This window comes from Polaribacter vadi (assembly GCF_018861005.1).
GTDB classification, from domain to species: Bacteria; Bacteroidota; Bacteroidia; order Flavobacteriales; family Flavobacteriaceae; genus Polaribacter; species Polaribacter vadi_A.
Genome location: NZ_JAHKQL010000037.1, coordinates 59168 through 76137, shown reverse-complemented (window position 1 = coordinate 76137; position 16970 = coordinate 59168). Strand labels below are relative to the sequence as shown.

Annotated in this window: 15 protein-coding genes; 1 reads left to right on the top strand and 14 read right to left on the bottom strand. The window is 27.4% G+C overall.

Features of this window, described 5'->3' with window-relative positions; all coding sequences use genetic code 11:
- Positions 1-78 precede the first annotated feature (78 nt).
- On the top strand, positions 79-2103 hold the full coding sequence (locus KO506_RS16710) for a tetratricopeptide repeat protein (RefSeq protein ID WP_215996074.1): 2025 nt from the start codon (positions 79-81) through the stop codon (positions 2101-2103).
- A gap of 38 nt (positions 2104-2141) precedes the next feature.
- Here the strand turns inward: KO506_RS16710 and KO506_RS16705 are convergent, their stop codons facing one another.
- The 14 genes from KO506_RS16705 to deoD form a co-directional block, all read right to left on the bottom strand.
- Positions 2142-4586 carry a DUF4114 domain-containing protein gene (locus KO506_RS16705; RefSeq protein ID WP_215996073.1) on the bottom strand — a complete coding sequence of 815 codons (2445 nt, stop codon included), beginning with the start codon at positions 4584-4586 and terminating at the stop codon, positions 2142-2144.
- Positions 4587-4700: 114 nt separating this feature from the next.
- A complete protein-coding gene (locus KO506_RS16700; protein WP_215996072.1) occupies positions 4701-5408 on the bottom strand; it encodes a LytR/AlgR family response regulator transcription factor in 708 nt (235 codons plus the stop codon).
- A 119-nt stretch (positions 5409-5527) separates the two neighbouring features.
- A complete protein-coding gene (locus KO506_RS16695; protein WP_215996071.1) occupies positions 5528-7249 on the bottom strand; it encodes a GAF domain-containing sensor histidine kinase in 1722 nt (573 codons plus the stop codon).
- Complete coding sequence (locus KO506_RS16690; RefSeq protein WP_215996070.1) at positions 7249-7788, bottom strand: heme NO-binding domain-containing protein; 540 nt, start codon at positions 7786-7788, stop codon at positions 7249-7251. The genes KO506_RS16695 and KO506_RS16690 overlap by 1 nt, the downstream gene beginning before the upstream one ends.
- A gap of 4 nt (positions 7789-7792) precedes the next feature.
- Entirely contained in the window at positions 7793-8203 is a 411-nt protein-coding gene (locus tag KO506_RS16685; RefSeq protein WP_215996069.1) for a response regulator, read from the bottom strand.
- A gap of 123 nt (positions 8204-8326) precedes the next feature.
- The gene (locus KO506_RS16680; protein ID WP_215996068.1) at positions 8327-9028 is read right to left on the bottom strand and encodes a sulfite exporter TauE/SafE family protein; all 702 of its coding nucleotides are present in this window, start codon (positions 9026-9028) and stop codon (positions 8327-8329) included.
- Positions 9028-9474, bottom strand: coding sequence for a FixH family protein (locus KO506_RS16675; protein WP_215996067.1), 447 nt, complete (start codon positions 9472-9474; stop codon positions 9028-9030). The genes KO506_RS16680 and KO506_RS16675 overlap by 1 nt, the downstream gene beginning before the upstream one ends.
- A gap of 137 nt (positions 9475-9611) precedes the next feature.
- Complete coding sequence (ccoG, locus tag KO506_RS16670) at positions 9612-11033, bottom strand: cytochrome c oxidase accessory protein CcoG (protein WP_215996066.1); 1422 nt, start codon at positions 11031-11033, stop codon at positions 9612-9614.
- 87 nt (positions 11034-11120) lie between these two features.
- Positions 11121-11978, bottom strand: coding sequence for a cbb3-type cytochrome c oxidase N-terminal domain-containing protein (locus KO506_RS16665; RefSeq protein ID WP_215996065.1), 858 nt, complete (start codon positions 11976-11978; stop codon positions 11121-11123).
- 13 nt (positions 11979-11991) lie between these two features.
- A complete protein-coding gene (locus KO506_RS16660) occupies positions 11992-12159 on the bottom strand; it encodes a cytochrome C oxidase subunit IV (RefSeq protein ID WP_068359046.1) in 168 nt (55 codons plus the stop codon).
- 3 nt (positions 12160-12162) lie between these two features.
- Positions 12163-14358: a cytochrome-c oxidase, cbb3-type subunit I gene (ccoN, locus tag KO506_RS16655; protein ID WP_215996064.1), complete on the bottom strand. Its 2196-nt coding sequence runs from the start codon at positions 14356-14358 to the stop codon at positions 12163-12165.
- A 22-nt stretch (positions 14359-14380) separates the two neighbouring features.
- Positions 14381-14545, bottom strand: coding sequence for a cbb3-type cytochrome oxidase assembly protein CcoS (ccoS, locus tag KO506_RS16650; protein WP_215996063.1), 165 nt, complete (start codon positions 14543-14545; stop codon positions 14381-14383).
- Between the two features lie 351 nt (positions 14546-14896).
- Positions 14897-16264, bottom strand: coding sequence for an oxygen-independent coproporphyrinogen III oxidase (hemN, locus tag KO506_RS16645; RefSeq protein WP_215996062.1), 1368 nt, complete (start codon positions 16262-16264; stop codon positions 14897-14899).
- Between the two features lie 7 nt (positions 16265-16271).
- On the bottom strand, positions 16272-16970 hold the full coding sequence (gene deoD, locus KO506_RS16640; RefSeq protein ID WP_215996061.1) for a purine-nucleoside phosphorylase: 699 nt from the start codon (positions 16968-16970) through the stop codon (positions 16272-16274).

Genomic DNA, 16970 nt, shown 5'->3' with positions numbered 1-16970 from the left:
ATAAAAAGTTCTATGCGTTTAAAATTTATTTCATTTTTCATCTTATTTATATTGAGCCTCAATTGTTTTACACAAGAAATGAAAGAAGGTTTTACTTATTTAGAAACAGGTAAATACAAAAAAGCTGAAGTTTTTTTTAAACAAGTTTTAAAAGAATATCCAACTAATAAAACAGCTAGATTATGTTATGGTAGAGCTGTAGGTTTAAATGGTGATTCAGAAAAAGCTGTAGGTATTTTTGTAAATTTATTAAAAGATTATCCTACAGATTTTGAAGTTAAATTAAATTATGCAGAATCTCTTTTATGGAGTGCAAATTACCCAGATGCAAAAGTTTATTATCAAAAATTATTAAAAGAAAATGATAAAAGTTTTGCAGCTCTTTTAGGTTATGCTAATACTTTATCTAATTTAAAAGAATATAAAAATGCCTTAATAAATGTTGATAAAGCTTTAGAAGTGTTACCTGGTAACCCAAATGCACTGGTTTCTAAAAAATATATGCGTTTAGGTTTAGCAAATACGCTAGTTACAGACCAAAAATATAAAGAAGCAGAAAATCTTTTAAAAGAGAATTTTAAATCTTTTAAAGATGATAAGGAAACCCTTTTAAATTTAGCCAATTTATATTTAATTTCTAATCAGTTTAATAAAGCAGAAGAAGTTTATCAAAAACTAAAAAAGGATAATTTTCTTACTTCTTTAAACGGAATTTCTTTAGTATATCATTTAAGAGAAGATGATAAAAAAGCTTTAGAAATTAGTAATGAAGCTGTTAAAAACATTACTCCTGAAACTGATAAAGACCTAAAAAAACAAACTACAGAAAGAAATATACAGGCGTTAATTTGGAATAAAAAATATAAAGAAGCAGATACAGCAATTAATGAATTAATAGAAAATAGCAAACCAATAGAAAATTGGATGTTAAGTTTAAGAGCAACTCTTAATATTTATAAGAGTGATTTTAAAAAGAGTATTGCCGATTATAATTTAATTTTAGAAAAAGATAGTGCTTCTTTTGATGGTAACCTTGGTAAAGCAAATGCATTAAAAGCTTCTGGTTATTATAACAATGCCTACACTAGTGCAGAAAACACCTTAAAATTTTACGATAAACAAAAAGATGCCACTAATTTTATAAAACAGTTAGATTTAAGTTTTACACCAAATTTTGAAGGTAAAGCTGCATATTCTTATGATAATGGTAATAATGAAGCTTATTCATATACTGCTAACATAGAAATTCCTTTTTCTACAAAATTTAAAGTTTTAGCAAATTATAATTTTAGAACAACATCTAACAGTGTTACAGATTTAAAAGCTTCATCTAATAACTTGTTATTAGGTGCATCATATCAATTACTAAATAATTTAACTTTAAAAGGTACTTTAGGAGTTACTGCATCAAATTCAGAAGTAAATAAATACAATCAATTAATTGCAGATATTTCATTACAAATAAAACCATTTAAGCTTCAAAATTTAGAAGTTGGTTACAAAAGAGATATTCAAAGTTTTAATGCAGAATTATTAGATAGAGAAATTGTACAGAATAATATTATCGTGAACTATAGTCTAAATACCAATTTTAATTTAGGTTGGTTTAGTCAATATTATTATACTTTTCAAAATGATGATAATTCAAGAAATTTATTATTTACCTCTTTGTATTATAATATTTTAGCAAAACCATCAATAAAAGGAGGTATCAATTATCTATATATATCATTTAAAAATCAAGTACCAACCATTTACTTTAGTCCTAGTAAATTTAATGCTGTAGAAATTTTTGTTAATTTAATAAAAGATGAAGCTGCTGCAAAAAAGAAAGAATGGTTTTATGGCCTAACTGCAGCAACTGGTTTACAGTATATTGAGGATGATGACCAACAAAGTACTTATAGAATTCAAGGTAATCTTGGTTATAAGTTTTCTGAACGTGCATTAATTAATTTTTATGGCCTACAAAGTAATATTGCTTCTGCAGTTGCAACTGCTGGTTCTGCCGGTTTTACATATACTGAGTTTGGTTTACGTTTTAAATGGTACTTTTTAGCTAAACCTTTCTATAAAAAAGAAAAGACTAAAGATAAACTTTAGTCTCTTCAATAAAATTAGGGATTTTTATTTATAAAATATTATTGTCTTATTACAAAAGTTCCTTTGTAAGTTTTATTAGAATCATCTTTTAATACGTATTTATAAATACCTGTACCTAAAGAAGGAGCAGTATAACTTACTTTATTGTTTGTACTTAAAGTATCTAAATTTTTAAAATCTACTACCCTACCTAATAAATCAAAAACTTTAATTTGAACAGCACTAGATGTAGTTGGTAATACTATAGTTGTAGTACTTGAAAAAGGATTTGGATAGTTTACAACTTTACTTTCATCTAATATTGAAAATTCTTCTGTAGATAATACACTATTAGAAGCACTTAAAGATAGGTTGTCTATTGTTAAATTGAATGATTTAAATGTAGAATAATCACCAATTACTGAAAAAACAATTGTTTTAATGTTTTTAATTTCTGCTGATGTTCCGTTTGCATCTTTAAACATATCAAAAGAAAGACTCATTATATTTTTATCAGAATTTGCTGGTATTGTATATCTTAATCTATTATCCCAAGTTCTATCATCTTCTTGCATAATTACAATTTCTACAGGTTGATTATTAGAAATTTTAAAGTTCATAAAATTAAATTCAGTAGCTTCTAAAGTTTGATCTCCAGGTAAAAGGTGTCTGAATAAATTAATGTTTCCTTTTACATTTCCTGCTAAAGATATATTTCTATCTACATCAAAATTATTATCATCATAAACTCTTTCTTCTGTAGTAATGTTAAATTCGTTTACTTCTGCTAAGTCTTCTAAATAATCTAATCCCCAAGGACCGTCTGCTAAGTATAAAGCATCTTTTTGTAGAGAAGAAGCTGTTTCTAAAGAAAAACCAATATCAAACAAAACACCAGTTTCTATTTTTAAAACTTCGTTATAATTACCTGTTAAAGTAAATGTTTCTCTAACTTCTTGATGATTTGAAACTTCTGTATTTGCAATACTACCTACAAAATCTACAGATGTTTCATTTGTTTTGTTTACAATTTGTAATTCTATTACACCATTTAAATATTTACCAGATTTTACAAAAACATTAGGTAAAACTTGGTCTACTTTAGTGCTTTTTAAACCATTTAATTCAGTATGAGTATCAATAATATGATTTGCAATTGTAAAGACTTGTGAAAAAGAACTTCCCCAAATTTGAAAGTTTTGATAATCTCCATCAGGATATTGTTCAATATTCCAAAAGCTGAACAACTCAAAATCATCAGAATCAGTTTTTATAGAAAAACTAAGGGTGTGTTCTAATTCTCCTGTAGCTCTTTTAATAGAACTTGCTATTATTTGATGTCCTCTTGTTTGTATTGTTCTAATATCCTCTAAACTAGAATTGTTTAAACGATCACAGATTATTTTAGAATGGTCATATATTTTACCTTCTGTAGTTGTTGCTAATACTGCAGAAACTCTTTTTTCTCCTAGATACATATCTAAAGAAAAAATCTCTTTAGCATTTGTAATATCTAATAAGTCTTCTGGGCTAGAAACTTTTGCAACTTCTGTTTTATACATACCAGTTTCTGGTAAATATTCTGCTAAACTTATTGTATTAGATTTTGATTTATATGCTGTTCTAGAATATTTTTCTTGATTTTCTTTCTTATTATAGTTGTTCTTAACTTTTTCTCTTGTAAAATTTCTTTTTGCAATTAAGTTCGCTAAAGAACCATTACTTTCTAAACCACCATCGTTAGCAGATGTTATATTATCATCTTCTGTAACTTCAGTTAAATTATCTGTAATTATTGCTGTATAAGGACTTGCAGTTACATAAAAAATAGCATCATTAAAATCATCATCAGAACCATAATCTCTTCTTAAATCTTCAAAACCTAAAATTACTCTTTCGTTGTCTGGGTCTGCTAATAAAACATTATGGTTTCTTAACTCTTCATTATTCTCTGGATTAAAATCTGGATTAGAATATAATCTCCAATTACCCCAACCAACAACTTCTGTAGTTTGGCTCCATCCATTTGCAATTAAAACCCAACCAATACCTGTTCCAGCTTCAAAATTTCCAATTTTCACTTTATCACCAACTTGCAGTCCACCCCCACTATGTAAAGCAGAAGCATTAGGAAAAATTATAGTTATATCTTGTAATGCTGGCGATTCTGTAAGTGGGCTATCTAAATCGTAAGTATAAAAGCCTAAAGTATTTTTAAATCCTGCACCTTCACTAACAAATGTTACCCAAACATCTGCCTTTTCATTTAATTTAATATCTGTATCATAACCAGCAGTTATGTATTGTGGATTGTAATCTGGTACTGGATAATTTTCTGGTAACGACTTGTTAATCATTTCTAAAGTTTCATTAGAAACAACATCTCTTTCTGATTCTAAATATAATGGAACTCCGATGTTAGAATATTCGCCTAAGTAACTGTAAGTTTGTGATTGTAATACACTTACGAATGTAATTGTAAGAATTAATAATAGTTTTTTCATGGTGGATTTATTTTTTATACCACAAAAATAAAAACTATTTAAAATGTAAAATTTGATTTTTCGTTATTTACATTTTATCTATAGATAAAATAAAATTAAGTGAAGATTAATGTTTTAAAGTAAATCTAAACGTTTCATTAATTCTGGTCTTTTAGACCTACTGATTGGTATAACATCTTTTTTTATTAAGACACTGTTGTCTTCTATATCAATGATCTTTTTTATATTTATAACATACGATCTATGAATTTTTAAAAACAATGATTCTGGTAATTTTTCTTCAATTTTCTTTAATGTAGAATGAACAATATAATTTTTATCATCTGTTTTAATTTGAATATAATCTCCTTTAGCTTCTACCAAATATATAGATGATAAATCTATTTTTATTAGACGTCTATTTATATTTACATAAAAATCATTAGAAACATCTTTTTCTTGAGTGTCTGAGGATGCTTTTATTAAAGGTATTCTTTTATTTTCTGCTTTTTTAATTGCTTTTGTAAAACGAGCTAGTTCTATTGGTTTTAATAAATAATCTACTATAAAATCATATTCAAAAGCTTGTAAAGCAAATTTTGGGTCTGAAGTAGATAATATAATATTTGGCGGATTTTTTAATGATTTTATAAAATCTAAACCACTAAAATTCGGCATATGAATATCTAAAAATATTAAATCTACAGTATTTTCGTTTAAGAATTTTATGGACTGTATTGCATCAGAAAAATCATCAACAATTTCTAAATTATTGAATTCTTTACACAGCGTTTTAATAATTTCTCTAGCTGTTTTTTCATCATCAACAATAATACATTTCATAGTAATCTATTTTTTTTATTAAAATTAAATAATTTTAATGATAATTACTATTATTTTTAGTGAAATCTACAATTTTTGGTTTACCAAATGCTATTTTTTTAATAATAGCTTGATTATTTTTATTCTTTTTTAATTGTAAAATGAAAAGTAGTTCCTTTACCAAGTTCAGATTCTACCCAAATTTCTCCTTTATAAATATCTATAATTTTCTTTACTATAGATAAACCTATTCCTGTAGAATCTTCGGATATTTTTAGTGATTGGAAAATCTTAAAAATTTTATCAAAATGTCTATTTTCTATACCTATTCCATTATCTATAACAGAAAATTTATAAAACTCTCCTTGATCTTTAAAATCTACATTTATAAATGCATTTTCTTTGTCGCTAAATTTAATTGCATTACCTATTAAGTTTTGAAAAAGTTGCTCAAATTTTACACTATCACCTTGAACAATAGGAAGAGTATTTAATACATTTATGCTTATAATATCTGGCACATACATTGTATTAATAAGGTTTTTTACCAAATCATTTAAATTAACCTTGTCATTATCTTTGGCATTTGTATTTATACTCGAAAACTTTAGAATATCTGTAATTAAATTCTCCATTTTCTCTAAAGTTAAATCGATATTGTCAAAATTTTCTAAACTATTTTCATCAAATTTATCTTCATTATCCATTTTTATCCAAGTTGCAAGAGCGGATATACTTCTTAATGGTGATTTTAAATCGTGAGAAACAATATGTGCATATTCTTTAAGTTCATCATTACTTCTTCTTAACTCTGCTACTAAATCTTTATTTTCTTGTTCAACTTTAATTCGTTCTTTTAAGTTAATAGCACTCTTTAATTGTAAAGAAACAAGGTTTGCAATATTTTCAATGGTTTTTTTATGCTCTAGAGTAAAGTAATTTTTATGTTCATGTTCTGCATCTATTACTCCAATAACCTCACCATCACTAATAATTGGCACTGTAATTTCTGAAGATCTTATTTTATCTTCATAAATATATCTTTTATCTTTAGAAGTGTCATTAATAATTTCTGATTTACCTGTTAATGCTACACTACCAGAAATACCTTTACCTAGTGGTAAAATTCCGTTATTATACACTTTATTACTACCATTTACTTTTTCGCCATAAGCAGCAATTTGATCTAAAGTATTATTTTCTTTATTTACCAAGTATAATACACAATCGTTGTTACCTAAATAATTGGCAATATTGCTAGAGATTTCCCAAGCAATTTCACTTAAATCTTCTTTTCCTAAAACAGATTTAGCTGTATTATTTACTAAATCTAAAACTAATTGTTCTTCTCTCTGCTTGGTTACATCTCTAACAATACCTTGTGCTGCAATGGGTTTATTATTCTTATCATAAATTATACTAGCATTTATATTCACCCATTTAATTTTATTGTTTTTTGACGTAACTCTTGCACTAAAATTAGAAAAACGACCTTTATTTAATAGTTCAAAAAAAGATTTTACTGCATAATTGTAATCTTCTTTATATATTAAATCTAGTACATTAACTTCTGTTTCTTTTGGGTTAAAACCAAAAAGGGTCTCTGCAACATCATTCATTTTAAGAACACTACCATTAATTGCCATTACTAAATAAGCATCATTAATGTTCTCGAAAACACCTTTTAACTGAGAACTTTTTTCATCTAACAAACCCTCTAACTTTTTATTTACTTCTTTTAATTGTTGTGAAGTATTATAAAGCGTTAAAGATTTTTCTTCGAGAATTTTTTCAGCTTGTTTTCTGGCGGTTTTTTGCCTTAAAAGTGCTCTTTCTAATATGTCAATTTTATCTTGACTCATTAATTTTTAGTAATTACAAAACGAACTTCTGTACCATCTTCTTTAATTTTTTCTAGCACTATTTCTGCAGAACTATTAAAATGTTCGAATGTTTTATTCATTAAGCCTAAACCAAAATGATGCATTGCTCTACTTGACTTATAAATAAGTGTTAATGAATTTTTTGTTTTTTCTTCTAAAATAAAAACAGGTAATTCTGCATCTGGATATATTTTTCTAACTTCTATATGAATATGATTTTCTATTGAAGATATCATTTCTATAGGATCTTTGTAGGTAGCTAATAAACCAGGGTAACTTTTTTCTATGACACTAAAAAAATGTTCTGCATAAACTAATAATAAATCATCTATAGAAACACCAGTATTATTACTTAAATGTTGTAAAAGTTGTAACATTTCAGAAAAACTATAGGTACCAATAGAAGTATAAACTCCATTAGATTCTAAATCTGATGAAGTTATAATTTTATCTACCATTTCTATACCAAACTTCTCTTCTACTAATTCTAAAAATTCTGTAAAAACAATACCTTTCATAATTTTATATTTTTAAAAATTCGTTGAAATTCCAATAATTCATTATTGCTTGTATTTTTAACTCGTAATCTTCAAATTTAAGAGGTTTTACTACATAACCTGCAATACCTAATCTATAACATTCTGATATATCATCATTGTTACTTGAAGTGGTTAATATAATTACAGGAATGTGTTTTAAATCTTTTTTCTCTTTAATTATGGTTAAAAATTCAATACCATTCATATCTGGCATGTTTAAGTCTAACAAGATCATACTAGGTATATCTTTTTCTACACAAGACAGTGCTTCTAAACCATTATTTGCAATTGTTAGAACATAATTTTGAAGTTCATTAGAAATAGATTTTTTTAATTTTATTATTTCTATTTTATTATCTTCTACCAATAAAATTTTTAATTTACTTTTATGCATTATAGAATGGTTTAGCCAAGCAAAATTACTTTATTTTTCTAAATAAAGTATATTACAGCAGATAAACACCAAACTAGTGTCGATTAAAATAAATTTAGTGTAGATAAGTAAAACAAAAATTTACTAGTGACATTTAGTAATTGTATTCCCTGTCATTTCTAATATTGGTGCAGGAGAAATATATGGTATACCCAAACCTAACCCTCTAACAATAAAAAAAACACCAATAAATATAACTAAAATAGGTATTACTTTTTGAATTTTATTTCTAAAACTGCCTTTTGTAAAATTTCCTAAATAGACAAAAGCTGTCATTAACGGAATTGTACCTAAGCCAAATAAGAACATATATAAGCTGCCTAAAAAAGCATTAGAAGTTGCTAAAGCTCCAAAAAGTGCCATATATACTAAGCCACAAGGTAAAAACCCATTTAAAAAACCTATTGTAAAAAAAGTGTCATTTCCTTTCTTTTTTAATTCTTTTCCTAAAGCATTTTTAATTTTTAAAATAATAGTACTTATTTTTTTTGATATTGAAAATTTCTGTAAAATTTTAGGAAATAAAATAGATACAATCATTAAAACTCCAACAATTATTGATAGTTGTTGCTGAAAACCAAACAAGTAAAAACCTTTACCTAAAAAACCAAATAAAAGACCTATTAAACTGTAAGTAAACAATCTACCAAAATGATAACTAACAATTTGAAAAAAACCTTTAACTGGTTTTTTTCTATCTACAGGTAACATAAATGCTATTGGCCCACACATACCTATGCAGTGAAAACTACCTAATAAACCAAATATGATTGCAGATAACAACATTAGTAAACAATTTCTTCTTCTAATAAATAATCTTTATTTTTATAGTTCCAATGAATTTTAATGTTCCAGCGACCATCTAATAAACGTTGTTCAGGCACGAGCAAATAATTTTTAGAAATTGAAATAGGTATTTCAAAATCTAATTGTTTATTAGATGGTCTATATAGGAACACTTTTCCTTTAATTTCTTTTGCTTGATATTTCTCTGGAAATTTAATTAACAAACCTTTACTATCTCTTTGAATATTAACTTTATCATCTAAATTAAATGCATTTTGTTTTGCATCTATTTCTTGTTGATAATTTAATTCTGCTTCGTAATATTTTTCTGTTACTAAATCGTGACTATAGGCATGATCTGTACTCATTGTAATTACAAAATACATTATAAACGCAATAAATGCGATGATAGTTATTACAATACCTGTTCCCCAATTAAATTTCATAATTTCTTATTTTATTTTAGTCTTTGCCTACATTACTAAGCAATCTCTTAATTAATCTATAATAATTAACAGATTATTTCACTCGTTCATCAATCGTAAAGATTTTCATTTTTATTAAAAATCTAAGCTTCTAAGATTTATCTATAATTTCTTGGCCCTAAGAAATTTGTTTCTGTTGTTTCAATTAACTTATCACCACTAAAAACACCAATTTCTATATCTATATTATCGTCTTTTAAGACAGATGCATTTAATTCTATAAACAAAGTACCTTCTGCTAAACCTTGTTTTGGCACTACAAAATTGTGATTAGAAACCAGTTTTATTTCTCCATTATGAGATAGAATTTTATAGCTAACATCCTCTATATCTTTTGTAGTTTTATTAATTACTTTGTATGTATAAACATTACTGATAATATTGTTTTCTTTATGTTCATACAATTGGCCTGGTAATCTTAAAATGGTTGCTTCCACATTATTTCTTAAGAACAGCATACCAACTAAAATGCCAACTAAAATTAATAAAACTGCAGAATAGCCTTTAATTCTTGCACTAAAATGAAATGTTTTTTTCTCTGCAATATTTTCTTCGCTTGCGTACCTAATTAAACCTTTTGGTAGGTTTATACTTTCCATAATATGATCGCATTCATCTATACAAGCAGTACAGTTTACACATTCTAATTGTGTACCATTTCTAATATCTATATTTGTAGGGCAAACAACCACACATTGTTTACAGTCTATACAATCTCCTTTTCCTAAAGCTGCTCTATCTTCATTTTTCTTAAATTTAGATCTACCTTGTTCTCTTTCTCCTCGTTTGTAATCGTAAGCAACATTTATAGTTTTATTATCTAATAAAACACCTTGTAACCTACCATAAGGACAAGCAATTATACATACCTGTTCTCTAAACCAAGCAAACACAAAGTAGAATACACCTGTAAAAATCAATAAAGAAATAAGTGTTCTAATATTATCTAAAGGATTACCTGTTATATAACTTATTACAGTATCTCCACCAATTAAATAAGCTAAAAACACATTTGCAATTAAAAATGATATTATAAAAAAGATAAACCATTTTAGTAAACGCTTTCTAATTTTTTCTGCATTCCAAGGTTGTTTTTGTAAACGGATTTGTTTTCCTCTATCACCATCAATCAAATACTCTATTTTTCTGAAAACCATTTCCATAAAAATGGTTTGAGGACAAATCCATCCACAGAACAAACGACCAAAAACTACCGTAAATAGAATTACAAATACAACACCTGTAATCATTGAAATTACCAAAAGATGAAAATCTTGTGGCCAAAAAGGAAATCCGAAGATATTAAAACGACGTTCTAATACATTAAAAAGTAAAAATTGATTACCATTTATTTTGATAAAAGGTGCTAACAATAAAAAAATAAGTAAAAAGTAACTTACATAGGTTCTGTACTTGTAAAACTTTCCACTTGGCTTTTTAGGAAAAACCCAAGAACGTTTACCTTCTTCGTTTATAGTACCAATACTATCTCTAAAATGTTCGTTATTGGGTGTTTCCATACTACTATTACTAACTAACTTTTAATTCTTTATTTACTTTTCTATTTAGATTTGCAAAAAATATTAGAGCTTACTTCTATATCTTTTTTAATCAGCTTTCCACACTTCTCCTTGAGGTGCTTTTGGTTTTGCAGGTGTTGTGCCTTGCAAAGACAAAACATAACTAGAAACCTTTGCAATATCTTCTGCTTTTATAGTTTTGTTCCATGCAATCATACCTTTACCATCTCTACCACCTTTAGAAACTGTATTAAAAACATTTTTAATTCCACCACCAAGAATCCAATATTCATCAGTAAGGTTTGGCCCAATAGATCCACCTCCATCTGCTAAATGACAAGAAGCACAGTTTAAATTAAAAACAGCTTTACCTCTTTTTAAATCTTTTTCGTCTGTTAAAAGTTCTAAATTAGCTACGTCAAAAACATCTGGTGAAGTTGCTTTGTATTTATTAATTTCTATTCTTGCTTCTGCTACTGCTTTTTCATATTCCATTTCTGGTGTATCACCATCCATTACTTCAAAACGAACTAAGTAAACAACAGCAAATATTATTGTAGCATAGAACATATATACCCACCAAGGTGGAAGAGAATTATCTAATTCTTTAATTCCGTCATAATTATGATCTAAAATAATTTCTTCTTCTTGCTCAACTGCTTTAGCCTTTGTCCAAGATTTTAGAATCTTTTTAATCCAAAGATTTGGTGCTTCTGGTGCAATACCATCTTTTTCGTTTTGTAACTCTCTAGCTTTAGTTATAGCTAAAACATTTACATATTCTTTTAAAATCAATACTAAAATAAAACCTATTAAAGCCACCCAAACTAAAGGGTTTTCTAAGAAATTTAATGGTTTTTCATAAGCCATAAAAGACTTTAAAAGTGCAAAAAATGTTATTATTACAAATAATATATAAACTGTAGATTGAATCTTTTTTTTCATTTCTTTTGTTTTTTTAGTGATCTAAAGGAATGTTACTTACCTTATTTATATATTCTTTTTTTGCAGTAAACACCCACCAAAACAAGGCTACAAAAAAGGTAAAGAAGATAATTAATGATATTAATGGGTATATTTCTATACCTGTAATACTTTCCATATGGTTTTTTACAAATTTTAGCATACTTTATTTTTTAGAAATTTGTTGTTCGTCTTTTACTTTAATATCTGTACCTAATCTTTGTAGATAAGCAATAAGAGCAACGATTTCTCTATCTTTCATTTCTACAAATTCTTGCCCATTATCTTTAGCGTATTTTTTATCAGCTTCATAGGTTTTAGCAAAATCAGGATCTTGATATAGGTTCTCTTCAATTTGTTTTCCCTGAGCATCCATTAATGTTTGTGCATTTGCTATTTCTTCATCAGAATAAGGAACACCTAAAGAAACCATAGCTTTCATTTTACCTTCTGTAGATGATTTATCTAACTCACTACGAACTAACCATTTGTAAGCAGGCATTATTGAACCTGGAGATGTACTTTGCGGATCGTACATATGGTTTAAATGCCAGCTATCTGAATATTTAGAACCAATTCTATGTAAATCTGGTCCTGTACGTTTACTACCCCATAAAAATGGATGATCATAAACAAACTCACCTGCTTTAGAATATTCTCCATAACGTTCTACCTCACTTCTAAAAGGACGAATCATTTGAGAGTGACAACCAACACAACCTTCTCTTATATATAAATCTCTACCTTCTAATTCTAAAGGGCTATATGGTTTTACACTGCTTATTGTTGGTATATTAGACTCGACTAATAAAGTTGGTATAATCTGTACAATACCACCAATTAAAATTGCAACTGTTGCATAAATTGTTAATTTAATAGGTTTTCTTTCTAACCAAGTATGGTAGCCTTCTCCTTTGGTTCTGTGTGTTGATACTTTTGTTAAAGCTGCAGCTTCTGCTAACTCATCTTCTACTCCACTACCTTGTTTTACAGTTCTTACAACATTGTAAAGCATTACAATTGCACCAATAATAAACATTGTACCACCAATTGCACGCATCCAATACATAGGTATAATTTCATTTACAGTTTCTAAGAAATTACCATACGTTAAAGAACCATCAGGGTTAAATTGTTTCCACATAGAAGCTTGTACAAAACCAGCTACATACATAGGTAATGTATATAAAATAATACCTAAAGTACCAATCCAGAAATGAAAATTTGCTAATCCTTTTGAGTATAATGTAGTTTTAAACATTCTTGGAATTAACCAATACAACATACCAAAAGTAAAGAAACCATTCCAAGCTAATGCACCAACATGAACGTGAGCAATAATCCAATCAGAAAAGTGAGCAATTGCATTTACATTTTTAAGAGATAGCATTGGGCCTTCAAAAGTTGCCATACCATAACCAGTAATTGCAACAACCATAAATTTTAAAGTTGGGTCTGTTCTTACTTTATCCCAAGCACCTCTTAAAGTTAATAATCCATTTATCATACCTCCCCAAGAAGGAGCTATTAACATAACAGAAAAAGCAACCCCTAAATTCTGTGCCCAGTTAGGTAATGATGTATATAATAAATGATGTGGTCCTGCCCAGATGTAAATAAAAATCAAAGACCAAAAATGTACAATAGATAATCTATAAGAATATACAGGTCTATTTGCAGCTTTGGGTACAAAATAATACATTAAACCTAAAAAAGGTGTTGTTAAGAAAAATGCTACAGCATTATGACCATACCACCATTGAACTAATGCATCTTGTACACCTGCATAAACAGAATAACTTTTTAAGAAACTAACAGGTAATTCTAAACTATTAAAAATATGAAGCACTGCAACTGTTACAAATGTTCCTAAATAGAACCAAATAGCAACATATAAATGACGTTGTCTTCTTTGTAAAATAGTCCAAATCATATTTACACCAAAAGCTACCCAAACTAAAGCAATTGCAATATCTATAGGCCATTCTAACTCAGCATATTCTTTAGATGTTGTATAACCTAAAGGCAATGTAATTGTGGCTGCTACAATAATAGTTTGCCATCCCCAGAAATTAAAATTGCTTAAAAAATTACTAGCCATTCTTGCTTTTAATAATCTTTGTAATGAGTAATAAACCCCAGCAAAAATTGCATTACCTACAAAAGCAAAAATCACTGCGTTTGTATGTAATGGTCTTAATCTACCAAAACTTAACCAAGAAATTCCGTCTGTTAAATTTGGGAATAAAAACATAAAAGCTAAAAGTAAACCTACACTAAAACCTACTATCCCCCATAGAAGTGTAGCGTAGATAAACTTTTTGACTATTTTATTGTCATAATAAAATTGTTGCATTTCCATAAATTGATGTTTAAAAGTCTAATTAATTTTTATTGTTTTCTTTTACAAGTTCATCATCAAACAACATTCTTACTGAAGGTGTATAAGAATCATCATACTGCCCTTTTTTTACTGAATAAATAAATGCGAAAAAGAATACAATTGCCACTAAAATACTTAGTGCTAGTAGTAGGTATATTACGCTCATATCTTGCCTGATAATTAATACACCAAAAATAGTTTTGATTACTTTTTTAAAATATGACTTTTATCATATTCTAATTTTTTTTTCAAAAAAAAGCAGCATATCATCTGGATATGCTGCTTTCTTTAAAATTACAATCTTTTTAGAATAGTAAAAACTAATCTAAAATGAGCCAAAAACAAATGTGATACTTAAAATAAAAATTGAAAATTTTAATAAGGCACCTGAAAATTTGCGAAGTAAAATTAAGGTTCTAAGGTATTTGATTCTATTACTTTTCATTAGGGGGGTATTTAAAGTTGATATAAATTTAGAAAAAACTTATTTTATATCAAAATAAAATCTCCTGTTTTTTTAAATAGTCATAGAAAATAACTTTTTCTTAACTTTTTGATTTATCAGTTTTTTATCAAAAGCCATGCAAATATTTCTTACAAATGGTCTTGCATTTACTGGTATTGTTATAGAATTATCATTTATGATTACGAGGTCATCTTCTATTAAAGGTTTTAATAAATCTAAATGATCATCAATATTTTCTATTTTTGTAGATGTTTTATCCCAAGAAGTATAAAAGTTACACATTATATTTAAAATGTGTTTTCTTATAATTCTATCTTCTTTTGATAAAATATGCCCCCTAAAAACAGGAATTTCTCCAGCATTTACTATTTCTTGATATTCTTTTACCGTTTTTACATTTTGTGCAAATCCGTACCAAGAATCAGAAATTGCAGACATACCTAAACCAATCATTAATTGTGTTTTGTTTGATGTGTACCCCATAAAATTTCGATGCAAAGTTTTATTGATGGTGGCTTTATATAAACTGTCTGTTTTTAATGCAAAATGGTCCATACCAATTTCTTCGTAACCTAAATCTGTAAAAAGTTGTTTCCCTAATTCATAAAGTGCTCTCTTTTCATCATCTTTTGGTAAATCATTTTCATTAAAACCTCTTTGGCCTACACCTTTTACCCAAGGTACGTGTGCATAACTGTAAAATGAAATTCTGTCTGGTTGTAATTCTTTGGTTTTATTTATAGTGTAAATTACATTTTCTTTTGTTTGATGTGGCAAGCCGAAAATTAAATCGTGACTTACAGAAGTGTAACCTATTTCTCTAGCCCAACTTGTAACTTGAGCTACAGCCTGAAAAGATTGTATTCTGTGGATTGCTTTTTGTACTTTTTCATTATAATCTTGTACTCCAAAACTTACTCTTGTAAAACCACAATTGTATAAAGTTTTTAATTGTGCTTTAGTAGTATTACTTGGGTGCCCTTCAAAACTAAACTCTGCTTCTGAATGTTTTTCTGAGTTTGCGAATATTCCGTCTAACAAATATTCTAAGTTTTCTTTAGAAAAAAAAGTAGGAGTACCACCACCTAAATGTAGTTCTTTTATAATTGGAGTTTCATCTAACAAGTTGACATATAGTTGCCATTCTTTTAAAACCGATTTTATATAGTCTTCTTCTACTTCGTGCCTTTTAGTAATGTGTTTATGACATGCACAAAACGTACATAAACTCTCGCAAAATGGTAAATGAATGTATAAACTAATCCCTTCTTTTTGATTACTTTCTACAAATGATTTTTTAAAACTCTCAATCCATTTTTGTTTTGTAAATGTATTTTCATCCCAAAAAGGTACTGTTGGATAACTAGTATATCTTGGCCCTGGAACATTATACTTTTGAACTAATGATTTCTTTTTCATAATATTTTTAGTTGATTTCTAATGCTATTTCTATCATTTCTTTAAAAGTATGTTCTCTTTCTTCTGCTGTAGTTTTTTGTTTTGTGACTAAGCTATCAGAAATTGTAAGAATAGATAACGCATTTACATTGTATTTAGCAGCAATGGTATATAAGCCAGAAGTTTCCATTTCTACACATAAAATTCCGTATTCTGCCCATTTTTTATAGCTCTCAAAATCATCAGCATAAAACTCATCAGAACTTAAAATACCACCAGCTTTAATAGGTATATTTTTATTGTCTGCAATTTCCATGGCTTTCTTAAATAATTGAAAACTTGCAGTTGGTGCATAATCTGCACCATTAAAACGAATTGTATTTAATCCTGAATTTGTAGAAGCAGACATTGCAATAACAATATCTCTAATTTTAATTTCTTTTTGATAAGAACCAGCAGAACCCACTCTAATTAAGTTTTTTACACCAAAATTATTAATCAATTCATGAGTATAAATTAAAGTTGATGGGATGCCCATTCCTGTACCTTGTACAGAAATTTTTTTCCCTTTGTAAGTACCTGTAAATCCTAACATTCCACGAACTTCATTATATAAAACAACATCTTCTAAAAAGGTATCTGCAATCCATTTTGCTCTTAAAGGATCTCCAGGTAATAAAACTGTTTCTGCTATTTGACCTTTTTTTGCATTTATATGTACACTCAT